The sequence below is a fragment of the Streptomyces sp. CB02980 genome (genome assembly GCF_014451325.2).
GTDB lineage: Bacteria > Actinomycetota > Actinomycetes > Streptomycetales > Streptomycetaceae > Streptomyces.
Genome location: NZ_JACSCH020000010.1, coordinates 198874 through 218599, shown reverse-complemented (window position 1 = coordinate 218599; position 19726 = coordinate 198874). Strand labels below are relative to the sequence as shown.

Here is a 19726-nt window from a genome sequence, read left to right as displayed (position 1 = left end):
CCTCGCCGTCAGGCTCCCACGTACGCCGCCAGGTGCTCGCCCGTGAGCGTCGACCGCGCGGCCACCAGGTCGGCGGGGGTCCCCTCGAAGACGATCTTGCCGCCGTCGTGACCGGCGCCGGGGCCGAGGTCGATGATCCAGTCGGCGTGGGCCATCACCGCCTGGTGGTGCTCGACGACGATGACCGACTTGCCGGAGTCCACGAGCCGGTCGAGCAGGCCGAGCAGCTGCTCGACATCGGCGAGGTGCAGACCGGTGGTCGGCTCGTCGAGGATGTAGACGCCGCCCTTCTCGCCCATGTTCGTGGCCAGCTTGAGCCGCTGGCGTTCGCCGCCGGACAGCGTGGTGAGCGGCTGGCCGAGGCTGAGGTAGCCGAGACCGACGTCCGCGAGACGCGTGAGGATGCGCTGGGCGGCCGGGGTGCTCGCCTCGCCCGAGCCGAAGAACTCCACGGCCTCGGTCACGGACATCGCGAGCACCTGGCTGATGTCACGGCCGCCGAGGAGGTATTCGAGCACGGCGGCCTGGAACCGCTTGCCCTCGCAGTCCTCGCAGGTCGAGGAGACGCCGGCCATGATGCCGAGGTCGGTGTAGATGACGCCCGCGCCGTTGCAGGTGGGGCAGGCGCCCTCGGAGTTGGCGCTGAACAATGCGGGCTTCACGCCGTTGGCCTTGGCGAAGGCCTTGCGGATCGGGTCGAGCAGTCCGGTGTACGTCGCCGGGTTGCTGCGGCGCGAGCCCCGGATGGGGCTCTGGTCGATGGACACGACGTCGTCGCTCGCGGGAATCGAGCCGTGCACCAGCGAGCTCTTGCCGGAGCCGGCCACGCCGGTGACGACGGCGAGTACCCCGAGCGGGATGTCGACGTCGACGTCGCGCAGGTTGTGGGTCGTCGCCCCGCGGATCTCCAGCATGCCGGTGGGCTCCCGCACGCCGTCCTTGACGGAGGCCCGGTCGTCGAAGTGCCGGCCGGTGACGGTGCCGCCGGTCCGCAGCCCGTCCACGGTGCCCTCGAAACAGACGGTGCCGCCCTCCGTACCGGCGCCGGGGCCGAGGTCGACGACGTGGTCCGCGATCGCGATGGTCTCCGGCTTGTGCTCCACGACGAGGACGGTGTTGCCCTTGTCCCGCAGTTGCAGGAGCAGTTCGTTCATCCGCTGGATGTCGTGCGGGTGCAGTCCGACGGTGGGCTCGTCGAAGACGTACGTGACGTCGGTGAGCGAGGAGCCGAGGTGGCGGATCATCTTGACGCGCTGCGCCTCGCCCCCGGACAGCGTGCCGGCGGGCCGGTCGAGGGAGAGATAGCCGAGACCGATCTCCACGAAGGAGTCCAGGGTCAGCTGGAGCGCGGTGAGCAGCGGCGCGACGGAGGGCTCCTTCAGACCGCGGACCCACTTGGCGAGGTCGCTGATCTGCATGGCGCAGGCGTCGGCGATGCTGATCCGCTTGATCTTCGACGACCTGGCGCCCTCTGCGAGTCGGGTGCCGTCGCACTCGGGGCAGGTGGTGAAGGTGACGGCCCGCTCCACGAAGGCCCGGATGTGGGGCTGCATGCCCTCCTTGTCCTTGGCCAGAAAGGACTTCTGGATCCGCGGGATGAGCCCCTCGTACGTCATGTTGATGCCCGCGATCTTCATGCGGGTGGGCTCGTGGTGGAGGAAGGCCAGGAGTTCCTTCTTCGTGTACTTGCGGATCGGCTTGGCCGGGTCGACGAGGCCGGATTCGCTGTAGAGGCGGTAGTTCCAGCCGCCGGGCGTGTAGCCGGGGATGGTCAGGGCGCCCTCGTCGAGCGACTTGGAGTCGTCGTAGAGCTGGGTGAGGTCGATGTCGGAGACCGCGCCCCGGCCCTCGCAGTGGGGGCACATGCCGCCGGTGCGGTTGAAGGTCGCCTTGACGGTCTTCTTGTCGCCGCGCTCGACCGTGATGGCGCCGCGCGCCGTGACCGAGGGGACGTTGAAGGCGTACGCGCTGGGCGGGCCGATGTGCGGCTTGCCGAGCCGGCTGAAGAGGATTCGGAGCATCGCGTTGGCGTCGGTGGCGGTGCCGACGGTGGAGCGGGGGTCGGCCCCCATCCGCTGCTGGTCGACGATGATCGCGGTCGTCAGGCCGTCGAGCACGTCGACCTCGGGCCGCGCCAGGGTCGGCATGAAGCCCTGGACGAAGGCGCTGTACGTCTCGTTGATCAGCCGCTGGGACTCGGCGGCGATCGTGTCGAAGACGAGCGAGCTCTTGCCCGAGCCGGAGACGCCCGTGAACACCGTGAGCCGGCGCTTCGGGATCTCGATGCTGACGTCCTTGAGGTTGTTCTCCCGCGCGCCGTGCACACGGATCAGATCGTGCCGGTCGGCCGGGTGCGGCTGCTTGTCCGCCCTGGGGGCCTTGCTCATCGTCTCTCCAGCTGTCGCGCGGGGCCGAAAAACGGACCGGCGCGGTGCGTCGTGAGCGACGGCGGCCGTATCGCGAGGTCCATGGCAGCCACGCTAGCGGCGGCCGGATGCGAACGCTTCTCACATCCTGATCGAATGATCCCTGCCGAACGATCATGACCGCCCTGATCGACGGCCCTGCTCGACGGCCCTGATCAGGCTCCCGGGAGGCCCTCAAGGGTCTGCCGCGACGCCGGGCGGGTTCCGGCCACATAGTGCTCGGCCGCCTGGACGGCCTCGCGGGCGGTCCGCTCCCCCATCAGCACGCACAGCGTGTACGCCGTGTCCTCGAAGCGCCGGCGCGCCGACAGGTCGCACGGCCTGGCCAGCACGGTCCGCTCCTGGGCGCGGTAGTGCCGGAGCAGCCGGTCGACCGTGTTCCTGTCGGGCAGCAGCATCGCGTCCTCCTTCTCCTGAGTCGCTCCATACTCCCGGTCGTCGGCCACACTCGCGACCGGCACGGACACGCTGTGTGACGGCCGGGTGATCGGGACGCCTCCGGAGTGCGGTTCCGACGCCGATGGCGGAGGGTCGGAGACATGAACCCGAGCGAGATTTCGCGGGTGGTCGTCACCGGCGCCACCGGCAACGTGGGCACCAGTCTGGTACGGCTCCTGGCGCGCGAGCCGCGCGTCGGCTCGGTCCTGGGTCTCGCCCGGCGCCGGCCGGGACTCGAACTGCCCGGGGTGGAGTGGGCCGAGGTGGACCTGTCCCGGGAGGGGGACGAGCCGCTGCTCGCGCGGCACGTGGCCGACGCGGACGCGGTGGTGCACCTGGCCTGGCGGTTCGGGCCGACCCACGACCCGGTGGAGACGTGGCGGACCAATGTCCTGGGCGCGGTGCGTGTCTTCAAGGCGGTCGCGGCGGCGCGGGTGCCGGTTCTGGTGCACGCCTCCTCGGTGGGGGCGTACTCGCCGGGCCCGGCCGGCGGTGCCCCGGTGTCCGAGGCGTGGCCGACGCACGGCTGGCCGGGTGCGGCGTACACGCGGGAGAAGGCGTATCTGGAGCGGGTCCTTGACACCTTCGAGCGGGACCATCCGCTGATCCGGGTGGTACGGATGCGTCCGGCGTTCCTCTTCAAGGAGGAGTCGGCGAGCGGACAGCGCCGGATCTTCGCGGGGCGCTTCTTCCCCGGGCAGCTGATGCGGCCCGACCTGCTGCCGCTGCTCCCGGAGTTCGACGGGCTCCGCTTCCAGGTCCTGCACACCGAGGACGCGGCGGACGCCTACGGGCAGGCCCTGCTGCGGGACGTCCGTGGCGCGTTCAACCTGGCCGCGGAGCCGGTGATCGACGGCGCGGTCCTGGGCGAACTCCTCGACGCCAAGCCCGTGCGGGTGCCGGCGGGCGCGGTGCGGGGCGCGCTGTCGGCGGCCTGGCGCCTGAGGCTGGCCTCCGCGTCCCCCGGTCTCTTCGACGCGCTGCGGCACATGCCGCTGCTCGCGACGGAGCGGGCCCGGAAGGACCTGGGCTGGGAGCCGTCGAGAAGTTCCCTGGAGGCCCTGGAGGCGTTCCTGCGCGGCGTGCGTACGGGTGCGGGCGACGACACGGGCCCGCTGGCGGGCCATCGCATCGGCTGACCGGGGTGGCCAGGAGACCGCTCCCGGGCCACCCCGTGTCTCATCCGGTGGTCCGCCGCCCGCGCGCCGCCCGTCAGTCGGTCGGGCCGGACCAGTCGACGAGGCGGATGCCCGCGCCCGCGGCCTCGCGGCCCCGGCAGTGGGTGCGGTGGCGGCGCAGGATGCCGTCGATGTCGAGTCGGTGGGCGAACTCGGGGCGCGCGGCGAGACGTCGGGCGTAGGCCCAGAGGGCCGGGTAGCCGGCGACGCGGTCCATCGCGGCGGCGTCCAGGTGCCAGCGGTGGACGGTGTCGAGCTGGACCAGGGTGACCCAGACCTGCACATCGGCCGCGGTGGGCGCGTCGCCGAGCACGTACGGGTGGCGGGCGAGGCGGCGTTCCAGGGAGCCGAGGGCCGCGAAGAGGACCGTGAGGGGATCGTGGTGGGCGGCCTCGCCGTCGAGTCCGAGCTCACCGGCGCGCTGGGCGGCCCGGTTGATGCTCCGCTCGCACAGGTCGGCGATCGCCTCTATCTCGCCGCGGTGCTCCTCCGGCAGCAGCTCGGGGCCTTCGCCGCGGAAGCGGAGGGCGAGGTCCCGCAGGATGTCGGGGACGTGTGTGCTGACGATCCGTCCGGTCCAGCCGTCGCTGAGGACGGGCGCCGCGGCCGGCCCGTCGTAGAGGTGCGCGCTCGCCTCGTACAGCGGGCGGAGGGCGGCGTACCCGCCGTCGGGCGTGTCGGGGCTCTCGGGCAGTACGGAGAGCGGGAGCGTGTCGTCGAGTCCGAGCAGGCTGTGGGTCAGGGCGATGCTCAGACAGCCGGGGTCGTACGGGGCGACGTGGAGGCGGTAGCGGTGCGGTACGGCGTAGTGGCCGCTGTGCACGTCGCGGCCGATCCGGCCCCGGAAGGCGGGCACGGCAGAGGCGGGCAGCAGCGAGGAGGGGACGACGGACATGCTTCTCCCTTGAGGGTGCTCGGTGCTGGGTCCGGGCGGCGCTCGGCGCGGCGCCGGCCGCGGCAGCGCGACCACGGCACCGGCCCCACGAGGCCCGGAGGCAGCAGAGGTACGGGAAGAGGAGGAGAGGGGCGCGGCACTGCGCCCGCGGGGGCGACGCCCCCTCGGCGAACAGACCCTCAGCGGGTGGGCTGAACCACCCGGCGATGCCCGCGACTCGCCGCGCTGCAGACCCGCAGCAGGTCGATGTGGCGGCGGGAGGTGAGGGGCAGGGAGCGCGGGAGGGGTGCGGCGAGTGGCGTGTCGCGTCGACCGCTGCGTCCCATGGTTCCCTACCTGTTCGCTCGGTTTCCCCGTCCTGAGTGTCCGACCGGCCCAGGATGACGTCAAGGGTGCGGTACGGGCCACCTCCGGCAAGCGTGCGGAATAATGCGCGCATGCGCATTTCAGCCAGGGCCGACTACGCGGTGCGTGCCGCCCTCCAGCTCGCCGCCGCCCAGGACGCGGGTCCGCTGAAGGCCGAGGCCATCGCCGAGGGCCAGGGCATCTCGCACAAGTTCCTCGAAGGCATCCTCGGGGACATGCGCAAGGGCGGTCTCGTACAGAGCCAGCGCGGCGGCAACGGCGGTTACTGGCTGGCCAGGCCCGCGGAGTCGATCTCGGTCGCGGAGGTCATCCGCTGCGTGGAGGGACCCCTGGTCTCGGTCCGCGGGGAGCGTCCGCCGGACCTGTCGTACACCGGTCCGGCCGAGTCGTTGCTCACCCTCTGGATCGCGCTCCGGGCGGGCGTCCGCGAGGTGCTCGGGGTGTCGCTCGCGGAGGTGGCGGCGGCCCAGCTGCCCGACACGATCGTCGCGCTCGCGGACGATCCGGAGGCCTGGACCAACCCCTGAGCCCTGGGGTCAACCCCTCGCGACCTGCGCCGAAGTGACTCTTTCTCACTTTTCGAGACGGCCTTGTCCAGCTTACGGACGCCCCTTGGGGCGACGGCCTCCCCTCTGCCACTATCCCTACTATTCCAGTGGGGATACTAGGAACCATGTGAGGTGACGTGAGTACGCCGAGGAAATCGCCGAAGAGACCCGCGATACGCACCACCTCCGCACCGGCCGCCGGCCCTGTCGCACGACCCGCCGAACGGCCCGGCGAAAGCCCGGTCGACCGGCCCGCCGACGATGCGATCTGGCCCCGCGTCACCCGCGAACTCGCCGACGACCTCGCCGTCGACGCCCTCGCCAGGGACCGGGCGGGCAAGGAGCCGTTCGACGAGGTCGCCCGGCTCCAGGAGGCCGGCCTTCCCGCCCTCCTGACGGCCCCGGGCCCGAACCGGCGGGGCGCCGAATGGCAGGCGGCGTGTGCGGTCGTACGGGAGATCTCCGCCGCCGACAGCTCGGTCGGCGAACTCCTCGCCCACCACTACGCCCTGTCCTGGAGCAGCCGCTTCTTCGGCGGCCCCGCACGGGACCCGGGCACCACCCTCGCGAACGGCCACCCCCTCGACGTACGCACCACCGAGGAACGCTGGCTGCTCGCCGGGGGCGTCGAGACACCGCGCCTGGAGACGGGCGCCGGCCTCACGCTGACCCCCGCCGACTCCGGCGGCGGCTGGATCCTCGACGGGACCCGTACCTTCGCGTCCGCCGTGACGGTCGCCGACCGGCTCGTCGTCGGGGCCCGCCCCGGCGGCAGCGGCGACCTCTTCGTCGTCCTGGTGGACCCGGCCGAACCCGGGGTGTTCACCGACGCCGGGACGGAACGGGTCGGCCAGCGGCTCGCCGGCGCGGGCACCGTCACCTTCGACCGGGTCCCCGTGGCGCCCGAGGACGTCCTGGGCGCGCTCCCCCACGACGAGCACGCCGTCGCCCCCTTCTCCACCCTCGCCCCGCTCGTCCTGCGACTGCTCCTGGTCCACGTCGGGCTCGGCATCGCCGAGGGTGCGCTCGCCGAGGCCAGGGACATCAGCCGCGCCGGTCACGCCGGACCGGCACCGGCGGATCGCTCCGGCGGCGCCTCCGACGGCTCCGTACCGGCCGGCGCCGGGGACGACCCGTACCTCCTGCTCGCGTACGGGGAACTGGCGACGGCCGCGCACGCCGCCGCCGCCGTGGTGGAGCGGGCGACCGACGCGCTGACCCACGGCCTGCTCGCCGCCTGGTCGCTCGGCGTGGAGGAGCGCGCCGACATCGCCGTCCTGGTGGCCGCCGCCGAGACCGTCGCCGGCCGCGCGGCCGTGCACATCACCACCCGCATCCTCGAACTCGTCGACGGAACGGCGGGCGCCGACGCACGCGCCGGAGGCCCCGGCTTCGACCGCTTCTGGCGCAACGCCCGCGCGCTCACCGCCCCCACCCAGGCGGCCCACCGGCTCCGCGACATCGGCGACCACTACCTCAACGGCACCCACGCGCGGCTGACCCTGCTGGCCTGACGGAGGGGCCCACCCCGGCCGGATCGACAGGACACCCCCGGGAGGACGAAGGGACGGACGGACCGGCATGTCGGGACGTCCGGCCCTCTCGTGGGGCGGCCGAAGGGCCCAAGCTGGGAGGTGCGGGGTCCGGCCGTCCGGCGGGCCCGACACGGCAACCCACGGAGGCAGCCTGATGAGTCGTGAGATCGTCGCAGGAGTGGACGGATCGCCCGAGAGCCTCGCCGCGGCGGACTGGGCCGCCCGCGAGGCGCTCCACCGGGACCTCCCGCTACGGCTCGCGCACGCGTGGCGCTGGGAACCGCTCGACCTCCCCCTGGTCCAGGACCGCGCGAGCCAGGAACGCGCCGCGGACGCGGTCCTGCGCGAGGCGGAGGCCACGATCGCCCGGCGCCATCCGAAGCTCACCCTCACCGCCGAGGTGCTGGGCGACACGCCGGTCGCCGCGCTCCTCGGCACCGAGGAGCGGGCCGAGATGCTCGTCATCGGCTCGCGCGGGCACGGGGCCGTCGCCGGGTTCCTGCTCGGCTCGTACGGCCAGCAGATCATCGCCGATGCCACCCGCCCCGTGGTGGCCGTCCGCTCCCGCGACGGCGATCCGGCCGAACCGCCCACCGGGCACGTGCTCGTCGGGCAGCTCGGCAGCCCGGAGGACAGCGCCGCCGCCCTGGGCTTCGCCTTCGCGACCGCCGCCGCGCGCGGGGCGTCCCTGCGGGCCGTGCGCGCCTGGAGCCTGCCGGCCCTCTACGCGTACAGCCCGGCCTCGATGCGGCTCGCCGACGAGGCCGGCGGGCTGGTCCCGTACGAGGAGAAGGCGCTGCGCGAGGCCCTCGCGCCCTGGCGCGAGCGCTACCCGGACGTGTCGGTCACCGAGCACGTCGAGTTGGGCAGCGCCGGCCAGGTGCTGCTCTCCGCCTCGGGGGCCGCCCAGCTCCTCGTGGTCGGCCGGCGGGCCAAGCGGGGTGCCGTCGGACCGCGCATCGGGTCCGTGGCGCACGCGGCCCTGCATCTCGCGCCCTGTCCGGTGGCGGTCGTCCCCCAGGGCTGAAAGGGTGCGAAACGGGTTGACGCGCGAGGTTGACGCGTCACGTTGACGAGGAGTGTCGGGATGGCCGGGGCCGGACAGTGTTACCGCCGTCGCCCCGGTGGCTCTCCCCAGCGCCGGACCGTTCGGCGACCACGGCGAGAGAGCGGAGCTCCATGCGGCACCACGACCGTCCCGGTCACCCCGGCAACCCCGAACACACCCCGCACCCGCACGATGCCGTACGGGACTTCACGGCGGATCCCGCAGCGGCGGACGATCCCGCGACGGCGGACGCTCGCGCGGCGGCGGACGTCTCCGCGGCGCGCACGGGCGGGCGGCACCGCAAGGGCGGCGGAGCGAGACCGCGCGCCGCGCGCCGGCCGTCCTTCCGGACCGCCGTCACCGTCGCCGGGTCCGCGGCCGCCGTCCTGACGGTGGCCACCGGGATGTACGTCGCCTCCCTCGGGACCGGTGGCACGACCGCCGCCCCCTCGGTCGCCGAGCCGGTCGTGTCGCTGCGTTCCACCACCACCGGCGGGGGCGCGGCCGCCACGCCGGAGACCGTACGGACGGCAGGGAGCGTACGGGAGGCGGGGAGTGTACGGGAGGTGGAGGCCGTACGGGTGGCCAGGCCGACGCCCTCGGGCCCGTCGGCGCCCTCGACCGCCGCCACGCCCGCACCCCGTGCGGCGGGGACGGCACCGGTCGGCTCCGCACCGGCGGGGCCCCGGCCCGAGACACCTCCGAAGGCGGAGTCGGAGCGGCAGCACGAGCCCCGTCCCGAACAGGCCCCGGACCAGCCGCGACCGGCACGGCCCCAAGGGCGGCAGCAGGGGCAGCCGGGTGCGGCCCCCGTGGCGGAGGCACCGGCGGGAAAGGCCGCGCGGTTCGTCCAGGACGTCATCGCGCTCGCCAACACCGAGCGGGAGAAGGCCGGTTGCGGCCCGCTGCACTCCGAGAGCCATCTGCGGTCCGCCGCCCAGGGCCACGCCGACGACATGGCCGCCCGCGACTACTACGAGCACGACAACCCGGAGGGCGGCGACGCGGGCGACCGGATGACCGGCGCCGGGTACACATGGTCGACCTGGGGGGAGAACATCCACCGCGGGCCGAAGACCCCGGCCCGGGCGATGGAGGACTGGATGGACAGTCCCGGCCACCGGGCGAACATCCTCAACTGCTCGTTCAAGGACATCGGCGTCGGGGTGACGCTGACGGCCAACGGCCCTTGGTGGGTGCAGAACTTCGGTGCGCGGCGCTGAGCCGCCGACCCGGCCGTCAGGAGGCGGGAGCGGCGAGCTTCTGCACCCAGATCGTGCCGCCGGGACCGGGCGCCGACGCCACTCCGGTGTCCCGGTACCGGCAGTCGAGCATGTTCTCCTCGTGCATCGACCCGTCCGTCCAGTCGTCGACCACGGACGCCGGGTCGGCCGTACCCTGGTCCAGGTTCTCCGCCCAGGCGCTCCAGGCGTAACCGGCGGCGGTGATCCGGGTGTCCGCGAACTCGCCCTCGGGACTGGCGTGTCCGAAGTAGCCGCGCGCGGCCATGTCACGGGCGTAGCCGCGGGCCGCCTCGGTGAGCCGGGGGTCGATGCGCAGCGGGGCGCAACCCGCCTCCGCCCGCAGCCGGTTGACGAGGCCGGTCACCCGCTCCTCACCCGTGGGTGCCGGCGTGGGGCGCGGGGTGCGGCGTGGGGTCGGGGGCGTGGTCGTCGGCGTGACGGTGCGGGTGGGGGTCGGCGACGCCGGGGGCGTCGTCGGGGCGGGGGTCGCCGGAGGCGCGGCGACCGGGCTGCCCGGCGCCATGCGCGCGCGTGGCTCCTGGGGTACGAGGAGGACCACGGCGCCGAGGACGGCGACGGCCGCGGCTCCGGCGGCTCCGGCCCGGCGCAGGGGTGTCCACCGGGAGACGCTTTCGGACACGGCCGTGTCCGGAGCGGTCCCGTCCGACCCGGGCGTGTGGGACCCGGCCGGGTCGGAGGCGGCCGGGCTCGGGGCGGCCGTGTCCGGGATGGTTGATTCCGGAACGGCCGTGTCGGACGCCACCGTGTCGAAGGCGACGGGATCGCCGGTGGGACCGTGCGTCAGCCCGATCACCAGCGGCGGTACGAGGCCGAGGCCGACGAGCAGCCCTTCGACGGGGGCGAGGCCACTGCGGCCGGTGACCCTCGCCGTACAGACGGCGCAGGTCCGTACGTGGCGGGCGACGCGTTTGCGCCAGAGCGGGGAGGGGCGGCCGTCCCAGGCCGTGACGGTCTCCGCGAGGTCGGGGCAGATCGGCAGGGCGTCGAGGGCGCGGACGACGGCGCGGCCGGTCTCCAGGCGTTCCTTCATCCGCTGGACGCGGACGGCGGCGTGCTGCGGGGATATCCCGCCGAGGCCCTCGGCGAGCTCGGCGCGGGTCAGCTCGCCCGCGGCCTCCAGCCACCACAGGGCGAGCAGCTCGCGGTCGTCCTCGTCGAGCCAGCGGGTCGCGCGGGCCACGTCGCGGCGCTGCCCCGACAGGCCGAGCCGGATGATGGTGACCTCGGTGAAGTCGCCGGCGGCCGGGTCGGCGAGGCCGGCGGCCCGGTCGAGTCCGGGCACGGGTGCCTGCTGGCGTTCGCGCCAGCGGCGGCGGATCCCGTTCATGGCGATGGCGACGAGCCAGGACCGGAATCGGGCCGGGTCGCGGAGGCCCGTCAGGCCGTCGAGGGCGCGGACCATCGTCTCCTGGACGATGTCGTCGGTGTCGGCATGGCCGTCGAGCGCCCGGCCGACGATGTTGTGGACGAGCGGCAGGTAGGCGCGGACCAGCGCGTCCCTGGCGTGCGCGTCACCGGCCCTGGCGGCCTCCACCAGCGCGGTGGTGCGGCGCTCGTCGCTGTGCATGGATCTGCTCCCTCATCCCTGGTGCGAGTCCCCCGTGGTTCGGAGACCCGTGGGCGAGGGAGGGATAACACTTATCGGTGATCGACGCCGACGTCCATCACACCGGTGGTACGGGCAGGGTCGGGACCGTGGCCCCGTTCCCCTCCCGGACGGCTGCCACGACGGCGTCGTGCAGATCGCGGCTCTCCTCCTCCGACGCGCACGGAACGGGACTGCCCGACATGGTGAACCAGTCGGACGCGCCGCTGTACTGCACGGCCACGCGTGCCTCGTTGTCGGCCCAGGTCGTGTGCACGGTCAGATCGCCCGTGACGACTCCGGCCTCGACGGTCAGCACCCCACCTCGCCCGGTGTAGACACCGGCGGTCGTCCAAGATGCCCAGCTCATCCATCCAGGTTCACACCCGGACGGCGGATGCGCCACCGACGGGACCGCCCCGGTCGGAAGAGTTCCGTCCGGGGCGGCGCCACGCGTGTGCTCGACGGGGCGTGGGAGGCGGGGGCCTCCCGTGCCGCGTCAGGCGAGGGAGGCGACGGCCTCGTTGAAGGTGGCGGACGGGCGCATCACGGCCGCGGCCTTGGCCGGGTCGGGCTGGTAGTAGCCGCCGATCTCGGCCGGGGAGCCCTGGACGGCGACGAGCTCGTCGACGATCTTCTGCTCGTTGGCGGCGAGGGTCTCGGCCAGCGGCGCGAAGGCCTTGGCCAGCTCCGCGTCCTCGGTCTGGGCGGCCAGCTCCTGGGCCCAGTACAGGGCCAGGTAGAAGTGGCTGCCGCGGTTGTCGATACCACCGAGGCGACGGGTCGGCGACTTGTCCTCGTTGAGGAAGGTGCCGGTGGCGCGGTCGAGGGTGTCGGCGAGGACCTGGGCGCGGGAGTTGTCCGTGGAGGTCGCGAGGTGCTCGAAGCTGGCGGCCAGCGCGAAGAACTCGCCGAGGCTGTCCCAGCGGAGGTAGTTCTCCTTGACGAGCTGCTGGACGTGCTTCGGGGCGGAGCCGCCGGCGCCGGTCTCGAAGAGGCCGCCGCCCGCCATCAGCGGGACGACCGACAGCATCTTGGCGCTGGTGCCCAGCTCCAGGATGGGGAAGAGGTCGGTCAGGTAGTCACGGAGGACGTTGCCGGTGACGGAGATGGTGTCCTCGCCGCGGCGGATGCGCTCCAGGGAGAACGTCGTCGCCTCGACCGGGGACAGCACCTTGATGTCCAGGCCCTCGGTGTCGTGCTCCGGCAGGTACTGCTTGACCTTGGCGATCAGCTGGGCGTCGTGGGCGCGGTTCTCGTCCAGCCAGAAGACGGCCGGGGCGCCGGTGGCGCGGGCGCGGGTGACGGCGAGCTTGACCCAGTCCTGGATGGGCAGGTCCTTGGTCTGGCAGGCGCGGAAGATGTCGCCCTCGGCGACCTCCTGCTCCAGGACGACGTTGCCCTCGGAGTCGACGAGGCGGACGGTGCCGGCCTGGGCCATCTCGAAGGTCTTGTCGTGCGAGCCGTACTCCTCGGCCTTCTGCGCCATGAGGCCGACGTTCGGGACGGAGCCCATGGTCGACGGGTCGAAGGCGCCGTTGGCGCGGCAGTCCTCGATGACGGCCTGGTACACGCCGGAGTAGCTGTGGTCCGGGAGGACCGCGAGGGTGTCGGCCTCCTGGCCGTCCGGGCCCCACATGTGGCCGGAGGTGCGGATCATGGCCGGCATCGAGGCGTCGACGATGACGTCGGACGGCACGTGCAGGTTGGTGATGCCCTTGTCGGAGTCGACCATCGCCAGGGCGGGGCCCGCGGCGAGCTCGGCCTCGAAGGAGGCCTTGATCTCGGCGCCCTGCGGGAGGGAGTCCAGGCCCTTCAGGACGCCGCCGAGGCCGTCGTTCGGGGAGAGGCCGGCACCGGCGAGCACCTCGCCGTACGTGGCGAAGGTCTCGGGGAAGAAGGCGCGGACGACGTGGCCGAAGACGATCGGGTCGGAGACCTTCATCATCGTGGCCTTGAGGTGCACGGAGAAGAGCACGTTCTCGGCCTTGGCGCGGGCTACCTGCTCGCCGAGGAAGGTGCGCAGGGCGGCGGCGCGCATGACGGCGGCGTCGACGACCTCGCCGGCGATGACCTTCAGCGGCTCGCGGAGCTCGCTGGTGGTGCCGTCGGCGGCGGTGAACTCGAAGCGGAGGGTGTCGTCCTTGGTGACGACGGCGGACTTCTCCGTGGAGGCGAAGTCGTTCTCACCCATGGTCGCGACATTGGTCTTGGACTCGGGGGTCCAGGCGCCCATGCGGTGGGGGTGGTTCTTGGCGTAGTTCTTGACCGAGCCGGGCGCGCGGCGGTCGGAGTTGCCCTCGCGCAGGACCGGGTTGACGGCCGAGCCCTTGATCTTGTCGTAACGGGCGCGGACGTCCTTGTCCTGGTCCGTCTGCGGGTCGTCCGGGTAGTCCGGGAGGGCGTAGCCCTGCGCCTGGAGCTCGGCGACCGCGGCCTTGAGCTGCGGGATGGACGCCGAGACGTTCGGCAGCTTGATGATGTTGGCGCCCGGCGTCTTGGCCAGGTCACCGAGCTCGGCGAGGGCGTCGGCGATGCGCTGGCCCTCCTCCAGGAACTCGGGGAAGACGGCGATGATGCGGCCCGCGAGGGAGATGTCCCGCGTCTCGACCGTGACGCCGGCCTGCGAGGCATACGCCTGGATCACGGGCAGGAACGAGTACGTCGCCAGGGCAGGCGCCTCGTCAGTGTGGGTGTAGATGATGGTCGAGTCAGTCACCGGGTGCTCCGCTCCACGTCTGCGTATGCGAGATTGCTCGACATCAAGATATCTCGTGATCGAGGTCCTCGGTGAAGGGCCCCATGAGCTCGCCGTCCCCGGGCGCTCCGGCGGCCTCGACGAAGGGCCCGCCGAGCCGGTACGGAGTGGGGGCGCCCTCGACGTCGACGCGGCGCAGCAGACCGAGCAGGGCGAGGCCGACGGCGGCGACCACGCCCGCGGCGAGGGCCTGGCCGCAGCGGTGCGCGAGCCTGAGCTCGGCCGGGTCGTAGGGGGCGGCGCTCGGCAGGGCGAGGGTGTCCCCGAGGAGCCAGAGGCCCACGCCGAGGCCGCCGGCGGCGAGCAGGGCGAGCGGCACGGTCACCGGGAGGCCGGGGAGGGCGGGCCCCCGTCGGGCGCCGGGGCGCACCTTGTCCTTGCGGGCGAGGACGGCGAGGAGGCCGCAGAAGACGGCGAGGACCACCAGGGCGGCGGCGATGGCGTCACCGGGCCGGTGCTGGCCGGCGGCGATGGTGTACGCGCCGACGCCGACGGCCCAGAGCGTGGCGGCGCCGACGGCGACGCTGCGCAGCCGGTAGGGGACGACGAGGGCCAGCCCGAAGGCGATGCCGAGGGCGAGCGTGGTCTGGGCGCTGGGGAAGCCGGTGGACATGAGCCCGCCGGCGTCGGCGAGCCGGGGGCGCGGTGCGTACCGCTGGAGGAGGCCGGTGAGGGCGAGGGCGGTGACGACCGCGCCGGCGGCGAGGCCGGTGAGGGCGTACCGCTTGCGTATCAGGCCGGCGGCGAGCACCAGGACGCAGCCGAGGACCAGGGAGAGGGTGGTGAGTCCGGCGAGCGAGGGGTGCTCGCGGAGCACGGTGGTGGCGGCGGCGTCGGCGCGCCGGCCGGTCATGGCCGCGTCACCCCAGCGACGGCCGGTCGCGGTGAGCACGAGGCCCGCGTAGACGACGGTGAGCAGGAGTACGGCCCCGAGGCAGCCACGCCGGGTCCGGGTGCGGACTCGGGTGCTGAACGATCCGGCGGCCTCGCCTGCCACGGCGGCGTACCACCAGGTGTCACCGGTCTCCAGCGGCCTCGGGGAGCCGCCCGCGCGGGGCCTGTCGTAAGAAGCCATGCCCCGATTCGAACCCACGCGCGGCGGCCCCGCCCGCTGGACGCACCCGAACGAAACGCGTCGGGGACGGTTCGGCGGGGCGGGCCCGGACGGCGGCGCGGGTGGACGGCCGGGGGACCGCTCGGCTCACCGGTCCGGGCTCGGGCGCGGGCAGCCGCTCAGGGGTCCGGGCTCCGGCGCGTCGCGACCGCTCACCGGTCCGGGCTCGGGCGTTGGGCGACGGTCGCGAGGACGAGTCCGCCGAGCAGGGCGAGCACCGTGACGACTCCGAGGACGTAGCGGGCCTCGCGCTCACCGAGGAGCTGTCCGACCGCCTGGGCGCCGAAGGCCACCGCCATCACCAGCTGCGCCCAGCCGAAGAGCTCGGTCCGGTGGACGCGGCGCCGCTGGAACGGCAGGATCCAGCCGGTCCGGATCGCCGCCACGCCTCCGGCGACGAGCAGCACCCCGAGCACGCTCGGCACGAGCAGGAACCACGGCATGTTCCACCCCCTGAACTCCCGGAGGGCGCCCGGTGGCCACCCGGAGTGGCCCGATCATGCCACAGCGAAATGACGGGAACCCGTACGGTCGTGGCGCCTGGTCCCGTACAGCGTGAACGCCGTGTTCACCAGGGCCACGTGACTGAGCGCCTGCGGCATGTTGCCCAACTGACGGCTCGTCACCGGGTCCCATTCCTCGGCGAGCAGGCCGACGTCGTTGCGGACGTCGAGGACCCGCTCGAAGACCCCGCGGGCCTCGTCGGCGCGGCCGGTCATGGCGAGCGCGTCGGCGTACCAGAACGTGCAGGCGACGAAGGCTCCTTCGGTGCCGCCGAGGTCGTCGAGATCATGCGTTCCGCCGTCCCGCACGTCGCCGTAGCGGCGGAGGAATCCATGGTCGTCGAGCCGGGCCATCGCCCGGACGGTGCCGAGTACGCGGGCGTCGTCGGCGGGGAGGAAGCCGAGCCGGGGGATCAACAGGGCGGTGGCGTCGACCTGGTGACTTCCGTAGTACTGGGTGAAGGACTGCTGTTCGTCGCTCCAGCCCCGGGCGCAGACGTCCGCGCGCAGCTCGTTGCGCAGGGCCTGCCAGTGCCTGAGCGAACCGCGGAGTCCGGCGACCCGGGCGAGGCGGACGGCGCGGTCGGCGCCGACCCAGGCCATGACCTTGGAGTGGACGAAGTGGCGGCGCGGGCCCCGGACTTCCCAGATGCCCTCGTCCGGTTCCTGCCAGCGTTTGCCGAGGTACTCCAGGAGCGAGGCGACCAGCGCCCAGTCGGGGGCGTCGAGGGCGACTCCGGCCCGGACGGCCGAGTAGACGGTGTTGAGCACCTCGCCGTAGATGTCGAGCTGGAACTGGTCGACGGCCGCGTTGCCGAATCTGACGGGGCGCGAGTTCTCGTAGCCCGGGAGCCAGTCGGCGTACGTCTCGGGCAACTGCCGCTGGCCCTGTACCCCGTACAGCGGCTGGAGGTCGGCGGGGTCGCCGGCGACGGCGCGGACGAGCCAGTCCTTCCAGGCGAGCGCCTCTCTGCGATAGCCGCCGCGCAGCAGGCAGGAGAGGGTGAACGTGGAGTCACGCAGCCAGCAGAAGCGGTAGTCCCAGTTGCGCTGCCCGCCGAGGGACTCGGGGAGGGAGGCGGTGGCCGCGGCGACGATACCGCCGGTGGGGGCGTAGGTGAGGGCCTTGAGGGTGAGCAGGGAGCGGATGACCGCCTCGCGCGTCGGCCCCTCGTAACGGAGGTCGGCGGCCCAGTCGTTCCAGAGGGCGAGGGTACGGGTGAGGGCGGCGTCGATGTCGGCGGGCGGGGTGGCCGGGGGCGCGGGGGTGTGCGAGGGACGCCAGCCGAGGACGAAGGAGACGCGACGGCCGGCGGTGACGGTGAAGTCGACGGTGGTGCGGTCCGGGGTGACGACGGGCTCGACGCCGGGCTCGCAGGAGAGGTACGCGGCGTCGGGTCCGGCGACCCAGGCGACGGTACGGCGGTCCACCGAGCGGATCCAGGGCACGATGCTGCCGTGGTGGAAGCGGACCCTCAACTCGCTGCGTACGTCGACGCGTCCGGCGATTCCCTCGACCACGCGGACGATGCGCGGGGCGTCCTCGCTCGGGGAGCGCAGGGGCATGAAGTCGGTGACGCGGACGGTTCCGGTGAGGGATTCCCAGATGGTGTCGAGGACGAGGGTGTCGCCCCGGTAACTCCTGCGCGTGCAGCGGGTCCTGCCGACGGGGGCGAGGAGCCAGCGGCCGTGCCCCGGATCGCCCAGCAGGGCCGCCAGGCACGCGGGCGAGTCGAAGCGCGGCGCGCACCACCAGTCGACGGACCCGTCGGTCCCCACGAGCGCCGCGGTCTCCAGGTCACCGACGAGGGCGTAGTCCTCAATTCGCCCTGCCATGACGGGATTGTATGCCTGATCGAATTCCGGCGCAGAGGGGCGAGGAATAGTTTCCTGGAGTTCCGCATATCTTTCCCGAGTTCTTGACGGCATCGTCTCCGGCGCAGGATCCTGAAGTACGCGGGTTTTCCGCGCGGGAGGCCGTACCTATGAGTAGCGATTCGCATCCCCTGCGCCGTTCGACCGACCGCGCACCCGGTTCCGGCACGCGTACGGTGAGCCTCGTCCTCACGGTCCGCCCCGGCGGCGGGGACCCGCGGCCGGCGCTCGATCTGCTCCTCGATCAAGTGCCGTCGAGCGTGGGGGACGTGGTCCTGGTCGGCGGCCCGCCCGGTGAGCGGCGGGCGCGCAAGGGGCTCACCGTGCGCGGGCTCGGCTCCTGGGACTCCTCGCGCGGCGACATTCCGCACGCGGGTCTGCTCGCGGCGACCGGCGATCTGGTCGTGCTGATGAACGCCGACGGGAGCATGTCGCCGCACGAGATCCCGCACTATCTGCACTACCTGGAAAGCGGTTACGACTTCGTCAAGGGATCACGCTTCATCGCGGGCGGGGATTTCGCCGACTATCCGCTCTCGCGACGGCTCGGACATCGCGCGCTGCTGCGGGTCGCGCACCGGATGTACGGCCAGCACCTCACCGATCTCTGGTACGGGTTCTGTGCGTTCCGGCGCTCCTTCGTGGACCTCCTCGACCTGCGCGAGGACGGGGTCGAGCTGGGCGCCGAGCTGGTCACGCACGCCCTGCACTACGGCCTGCGCGTCGCCGAGGTGCCCAGTCTCGAACGGCCGCGGCTCCACGAGCCGGTCCGCCTCCGCACGATCCGCGACGGCACGCGGATCCTCGGCACGCTCCTCGACGAGCGGCCGCACAACGCCCTGTCGCGGCTGGCGCACCGGCGGCGCCCGCGCGCCGCCCGCACCTCCTCCGGTTGACGAACCACCCGCAAGGGTGCTAACGGTGGAAAGAGCACTATTTCAGGACAGACCCTCGGCAGGGTCGGTTGCCGGAAGAGGTACGTCGTGGCCTCCAGCCAGTTCGACCGATCGCCGGTGGCATCCGCACCGCATCCTCTGCGACGGATGACCGACTGGCCGCTCGCCGACGCCCGGCGCCGCTCGCTCTGCCGCCCCGCGCACCGCCCGACCGCCCACCCCGCACGCCGGGCGGCCGACCGGATCACCGCCGCCGCCCCGCCGCCACGGAGCCGGGCGTGCAGGCCGCGAGGAACGGCCCGCCGGCGACGCGCCCGTACGACCCACACCCGCACGCGCACCGCGCGGCGAAGCCGCGGCTCCGACGGTCCGGCCGGGTCGTCCGAACCAGCACCAGCGGGGGCCGGCGAACCCCCACCGGCCGGCGCCTGCGAGCCGCACCGACGACGTGAAGCGCGTCACCCCCGACCCACCCCCGCCCTGATCCCCCGCGCGCCCGTGCGCCCCGCGCCCCGCGCCTTGCCCCGAGGAGGCGAGGCGTGATGGCCACCGCCCGCGCCCACGCACCGCTCCCCCATCGGCTCGTCCGCCCGCCGGTGGAGCTCGAACTGCTCATCCCGGCCTACAACGAGCAGCGCAGGCTGCCCTCGACCGTGGCCGCCACGGTCGACTTCCTGGCCGGACGGCCCTGGTCGTCGGCGGTCGTCGTGGTCGACAACAACAGCGCCGACGGCACCCTCGACGCCCTGGAGCGCTTCGCCGACCCCCCCGTCCCGGTCCACGCCATCGGGTGCAGCGACCAGGGCAAGGGCGCGGCGGTCCGGCGCGGCATCGAGACCTCCTCCGCCCGCTTCATCGGCTTCGCCGACGCCGACAACGCCACCCCCGTCGAGACCCTGGACCGCGTGATGGAGCTGCTCCGGGCGGGCCACGGCGCGGTCATCGCCTCGCGCCACGCACCGGGCGCCCGGCTCGACGTGGAGCAGTCGGCCCTGCGGCGCGGCGGCGGCCTGCTGTTCCGTTCGCTCGCGCATCTGTCGCTGCCCGGGGTCGCCGACACCCAGTGCGGGTTCAAGTTCTTCTGCGGTCCGCTCGCCCGCGCGATCGCGCGTGACTGCCACATCGACGGCTTCGCCTTCGACGTGGAACTGCTCGCCCATGTCGTACGGGCCGGGCGGGACGTCGTGGAGGTGCCGGTGGTCTGGCACGACGTACCCGGCTCGACGTTCTCGGCACGGCGCGACGGACTGCGCTCGATGGCCGATCTCCTGCGCATCTCGCTGGCCCGGTGATGAT

General features: G+C 73.4%; 16 protein-coding genes. 7 read left to right on the top strand and 9 right to left on the bottom strand.

All coding sequences use genetic code 11. From position 1 onward, the window contains the following. Window positions 1–8: 8 nt before the first annotated feature. Entirely contained in the window at window positions 9–2387 is a 2379-nt protein-coding gene (locus E0F75_RS22145) for an excinuclease ABC subunit UvrA (RefSeq protein ID WP_187624283.1), read from the bottom strand. 194 nt (window positions 2388–2581) lie between these two features. Next, window positions 2582–2887: a DUF5133 domain-containing protein gene (locus tag E0F75_RS22140; protein WP_308189595.1), complete on the bottom strand. Its 306-nt coding sequence runs from the start codon at window positions 2885–2887 to the stop codon at window positions 2582–2584. 78 nt (window positions 2888–2965) lie between these two features. Here E0F75_RS22140 and E0F75_RS22135 point away from each other — a divergent pair, with 78 nt between their 5' ends. Beyond that, window positions 2966–4003: an NAD-dependent epimerase/dehydratase family protein gene (locus E0F75_RS22135; RefSeq protein ID WP_187624282.1), complete on the top strand. Its 1038-nt coding sequence runs from the start codon at window positions 2966–2968 to the stop codon at window positions 4001–4003. Window positions 4004–4076: 73 nt separating this feature from the next. Here E0F75_RS22135 and E0F75_RS22130 read toward each other — a convergent pair whose 3' ends face one another. Further along, window positions 4077–4937, bottom strand: a complete 861-nt coding sequence (locus tag E0F75_RS22130) for a glutathione S-transferase C-terminal domain-containing protein (protein ID WP_187624281.1) — start codon at window positions 4935–4937, stop codon at window positions 4077–4079. Between the two features lie 437 nt (window positions 4938–5374). On the opposite strand from E0F75_RS22130, the gene E0F75_RS22125 reads away from it, so the two are divergent. From E0F75_RS22125 to E0F75_RS22110, 4 genes are all read left to right on the top strand, one after another. After that, the gene (locus tag E0F75_RS22125; RefSeq protein ID WP_187624280.1) at window positions 5375–5830 is read left to right on the top strand and encodes an Rrf2 family transcriptional regulator; all 456 of its coding nucleotides are present in this window, start codon (window positions 5375–5377) and stop codon (window positions 5828–5830) included. Window positions 5831–5988: 158 nt separating this feature from the next. Next, entirely contained in the window at window positions 5989–7365 is a 1377-nt protein-coding gene (locus E0F75_RS22120; protein ID WP_187624279.1) for an acyl-CoA dehydrogenase, read from the top strand. 175 nt (window positions 7366–7540) lie between these two features. Then, complete coding sequence (locus E0F75_RS22115) at window positions 7541–8413, top strand: universal stress protein (RefSeq protein WP_187624278.1); 873 nt, start codon at window positions 7541–7543, stop codon at window positions 8411–8413. Between the two features lie 152 nt (window positions 8414–8565). Further along, entirely contained in the window at window positions 8566–9657 is a 1092-nt protein-coding gene (locus E0F75_RS22110) for a CAP domain-containing protein (protein ID WP_206706132.1), read from the top strand. 16 nt (window positions 9658–9673) lie between these two features. On the opposite strand, the gene E0F75_RS22105 is transcribed toward E0F75_RS22110, so the two are convergent. The 6 genes from E0F75_RS22105 to E0F75_RS22080 all read right to left on the bottom strand — a co-directional run bounded on the left by E0F75_RS22105 (window position 9674) and on the right by E0F75_RS22080 (window position 17495). Next, window positions 9674–11266 carry a sigma-70 family RNA polymerase sigma factor gene (locus tag E0F75_RS22105; protein WP_187624277.1) on the bottom strand — a complete coding sequence of 531 codons (1593 nt, stop codon included), beginning with the start codon at window positions 11264–11266 and terminating at the stop codon, window positions 9674–9676. 97 nt (window positions 11267–11363) lie between these two features. After that, window positions 11364–11654 carry a hypothetical protein gene (locus E0F75_RS22100; protein WP_187624276.1) on the bottom strand — a complete coding sequence of 97 codons (291 nt, stop codon included), beginning with the start codon at window positions 11652–11654 and terminating at the stop codon, window positions 11364–11366. A gap of 129 nt (window positions 11655–11783) precedes the next feature. Continuing rightward, the gene (locus tag E0F75_RS22095; RefSeq protein ID WP_187624275.1) at window positions 11784–14003 is read right to left on the bottom strand and encodes an NADP-dependent isocitrate dehydrogenase; all 2220 of its coding nucleotides are present in this window, start codon (window positions 14001–14003) and stop codon (window positions 11784–11786) included. A gap of 43 nt (window positions 14004–14046) precedes the next feature. Further along, window positions 14047–15117: a phosphatase PAP2 family protein gene (locus E0F75_RS22090; protein ID WP_187624274.1), complete on the bottom strand. Its 1071-nt coding sequence runs from the start codon at window positions 15115–15117 to the stop codon at window positions 14047–14049. 191 nt (window positions 15118–15308) lie between these two features. After that, complete coding sequence (locus E0F75_RS22085; protein WP_187624273.1) at window positions 15309–15599, bottom strand: hypothetical protein; 291 nt, start codon at window positions 15597–15599, stop codon at window positions 15309–15311. Window positions 15600–15653: 54 nt separating this feature from the next. Continuing rightward, window positions 15654–17495 (bottom strand): glycoside hydrolase family 15 protein, encoded by a 1842-nt coding sequence (locus E0F75_RS22080; RefSeq protein ID WP_187624272.1) that lies wholly within the window; start codon window positions 17493–17495, stop codon window positions 15654–15656. A 149-nt stretch (window positions 17496–17644) separates the two neighbouring features. Between E0F75_RS22080 and E0F75_RS22075 the strand changes: the two genes are divergently transcribed. Continuing rightward, window positions 17645–18430 carry a glycosyltransferase family 2 protein gene (locus E0F75_RS22075; RefSeq protein WP_187624271.1) on the top strand — a complete coding sequence of 262 codons (786 nt, stop codon included), beginning with the start codon at window positions 17645–17647 and terminating at the stop codon, window positions 18428–18430. Window positions 18431–18972: 542 nt separating this feature from the next. Further along, window positions 18973–19722: a glycosyltransferase gene (locus tag E0F75_RS22070; protein ID WP_187624386.1), complete on the top strand. Its 750-nt coding sequence runs from the start codon at window positions 18973–18975 to the stop codon at window positions 19720–19722. Window positions 19723–19726 lie beyond the last annotated feature (4 nt).

Bases quoted from the DNA above. Each gene is read 5' to 3' on its own strand.
- E0F75_RS22145 (WP_187624283.1), bottom strand. From the start codon at position 2,387: ATGAGCAAGGCCCCCAGGGCGGACAAGCAGCCGCACCCGGCCGACCGG.
- E0F75_RS22135 (WP_187624282.1), top strand. From the start codon at position 2,966: ATGAACCCGAGCGAGATTTCGCGGGTGGTCGTCACCGGCGCCACCGGC.
- E0F75_RS22130 (WP_187624281.1), bottom strand. From the start codon at position 4,937: ATGTCCGTCGTCCCCTCCTCGCTGCTGCCCGCCTCTGCCGTGCCCGCC.
- E0F75_RS22125 (WP_187624280.1), top strand. From the start codon at position 5,375: ATGCGCATTTCAGCCAGGGCCGACTACGCGGTGCGTGCCGCCCTCCAG.
- E0F75_RS22115 (WP_187624278.1), top strand. From the start codon at position 7,541: ATGAGTCGTGAGATCGTCGCAGGAGTGGACGGATCGCCCGAGAGCCTC.
- E0F75_RS22110 (WP_206706132.1), top strand. From the start codon at position 8,566: ATGCGGCACCACGACCGTCCCGGTCACCCCGGCAACCCCGAACACACC.
- E0F75_RS22105 (WP_187624277.1), bottom strand. From the start codon at position 11,266: ATGCACAGCGACGAGCGCCGCACCACCGCGCTGGTGGAGGCCGCCAGG.
- E0F75_RS22100 (WP_187624276.1), bottom strand. From the start codon at position 11,654: ATGAGCTGGGCATCTTGGACGACCGCCGGTGTCTACACCGGGCGAGGT.
- E0F75_RS22090 (WP_187624274.1), bottom strand. From the start codon at position 15,117: ATGGCTTCTTACGACAGGCCCCGCGCGGGCGGCTCCCCGAGGCCGCTG.
- E0F75_RS22085 (WP_187624273.1), bottom strand. From the start codon at position 15,599: ATGCCGTGGTTCCTGCTCGTGCCGAGCGTGCTCGGGGTGCTGCTCGTC.
- E0F75_RS22080 (WP_187624272.1), bottom strand. From the start codon at position 17,495: ATGGCAGGGCGAATTGAGGACTACGCCCTCGTCGGTGACCTGGAGACC.
- E0F75_RS22075 (WP_187624271.1), top strand. From the start codon at position 17,645: ATGAGTAGCGATTCGCATCCCCTGCGCCGTTCGACCGACCGCGCACCC.
- E0F75_RS22070 (WP_187624386.1), top strand. From the start codon at position 18,973: ATGGCCACCGCCCGCGCCCACGCACCGCTCCCCCATCGGCTCGTCCGC.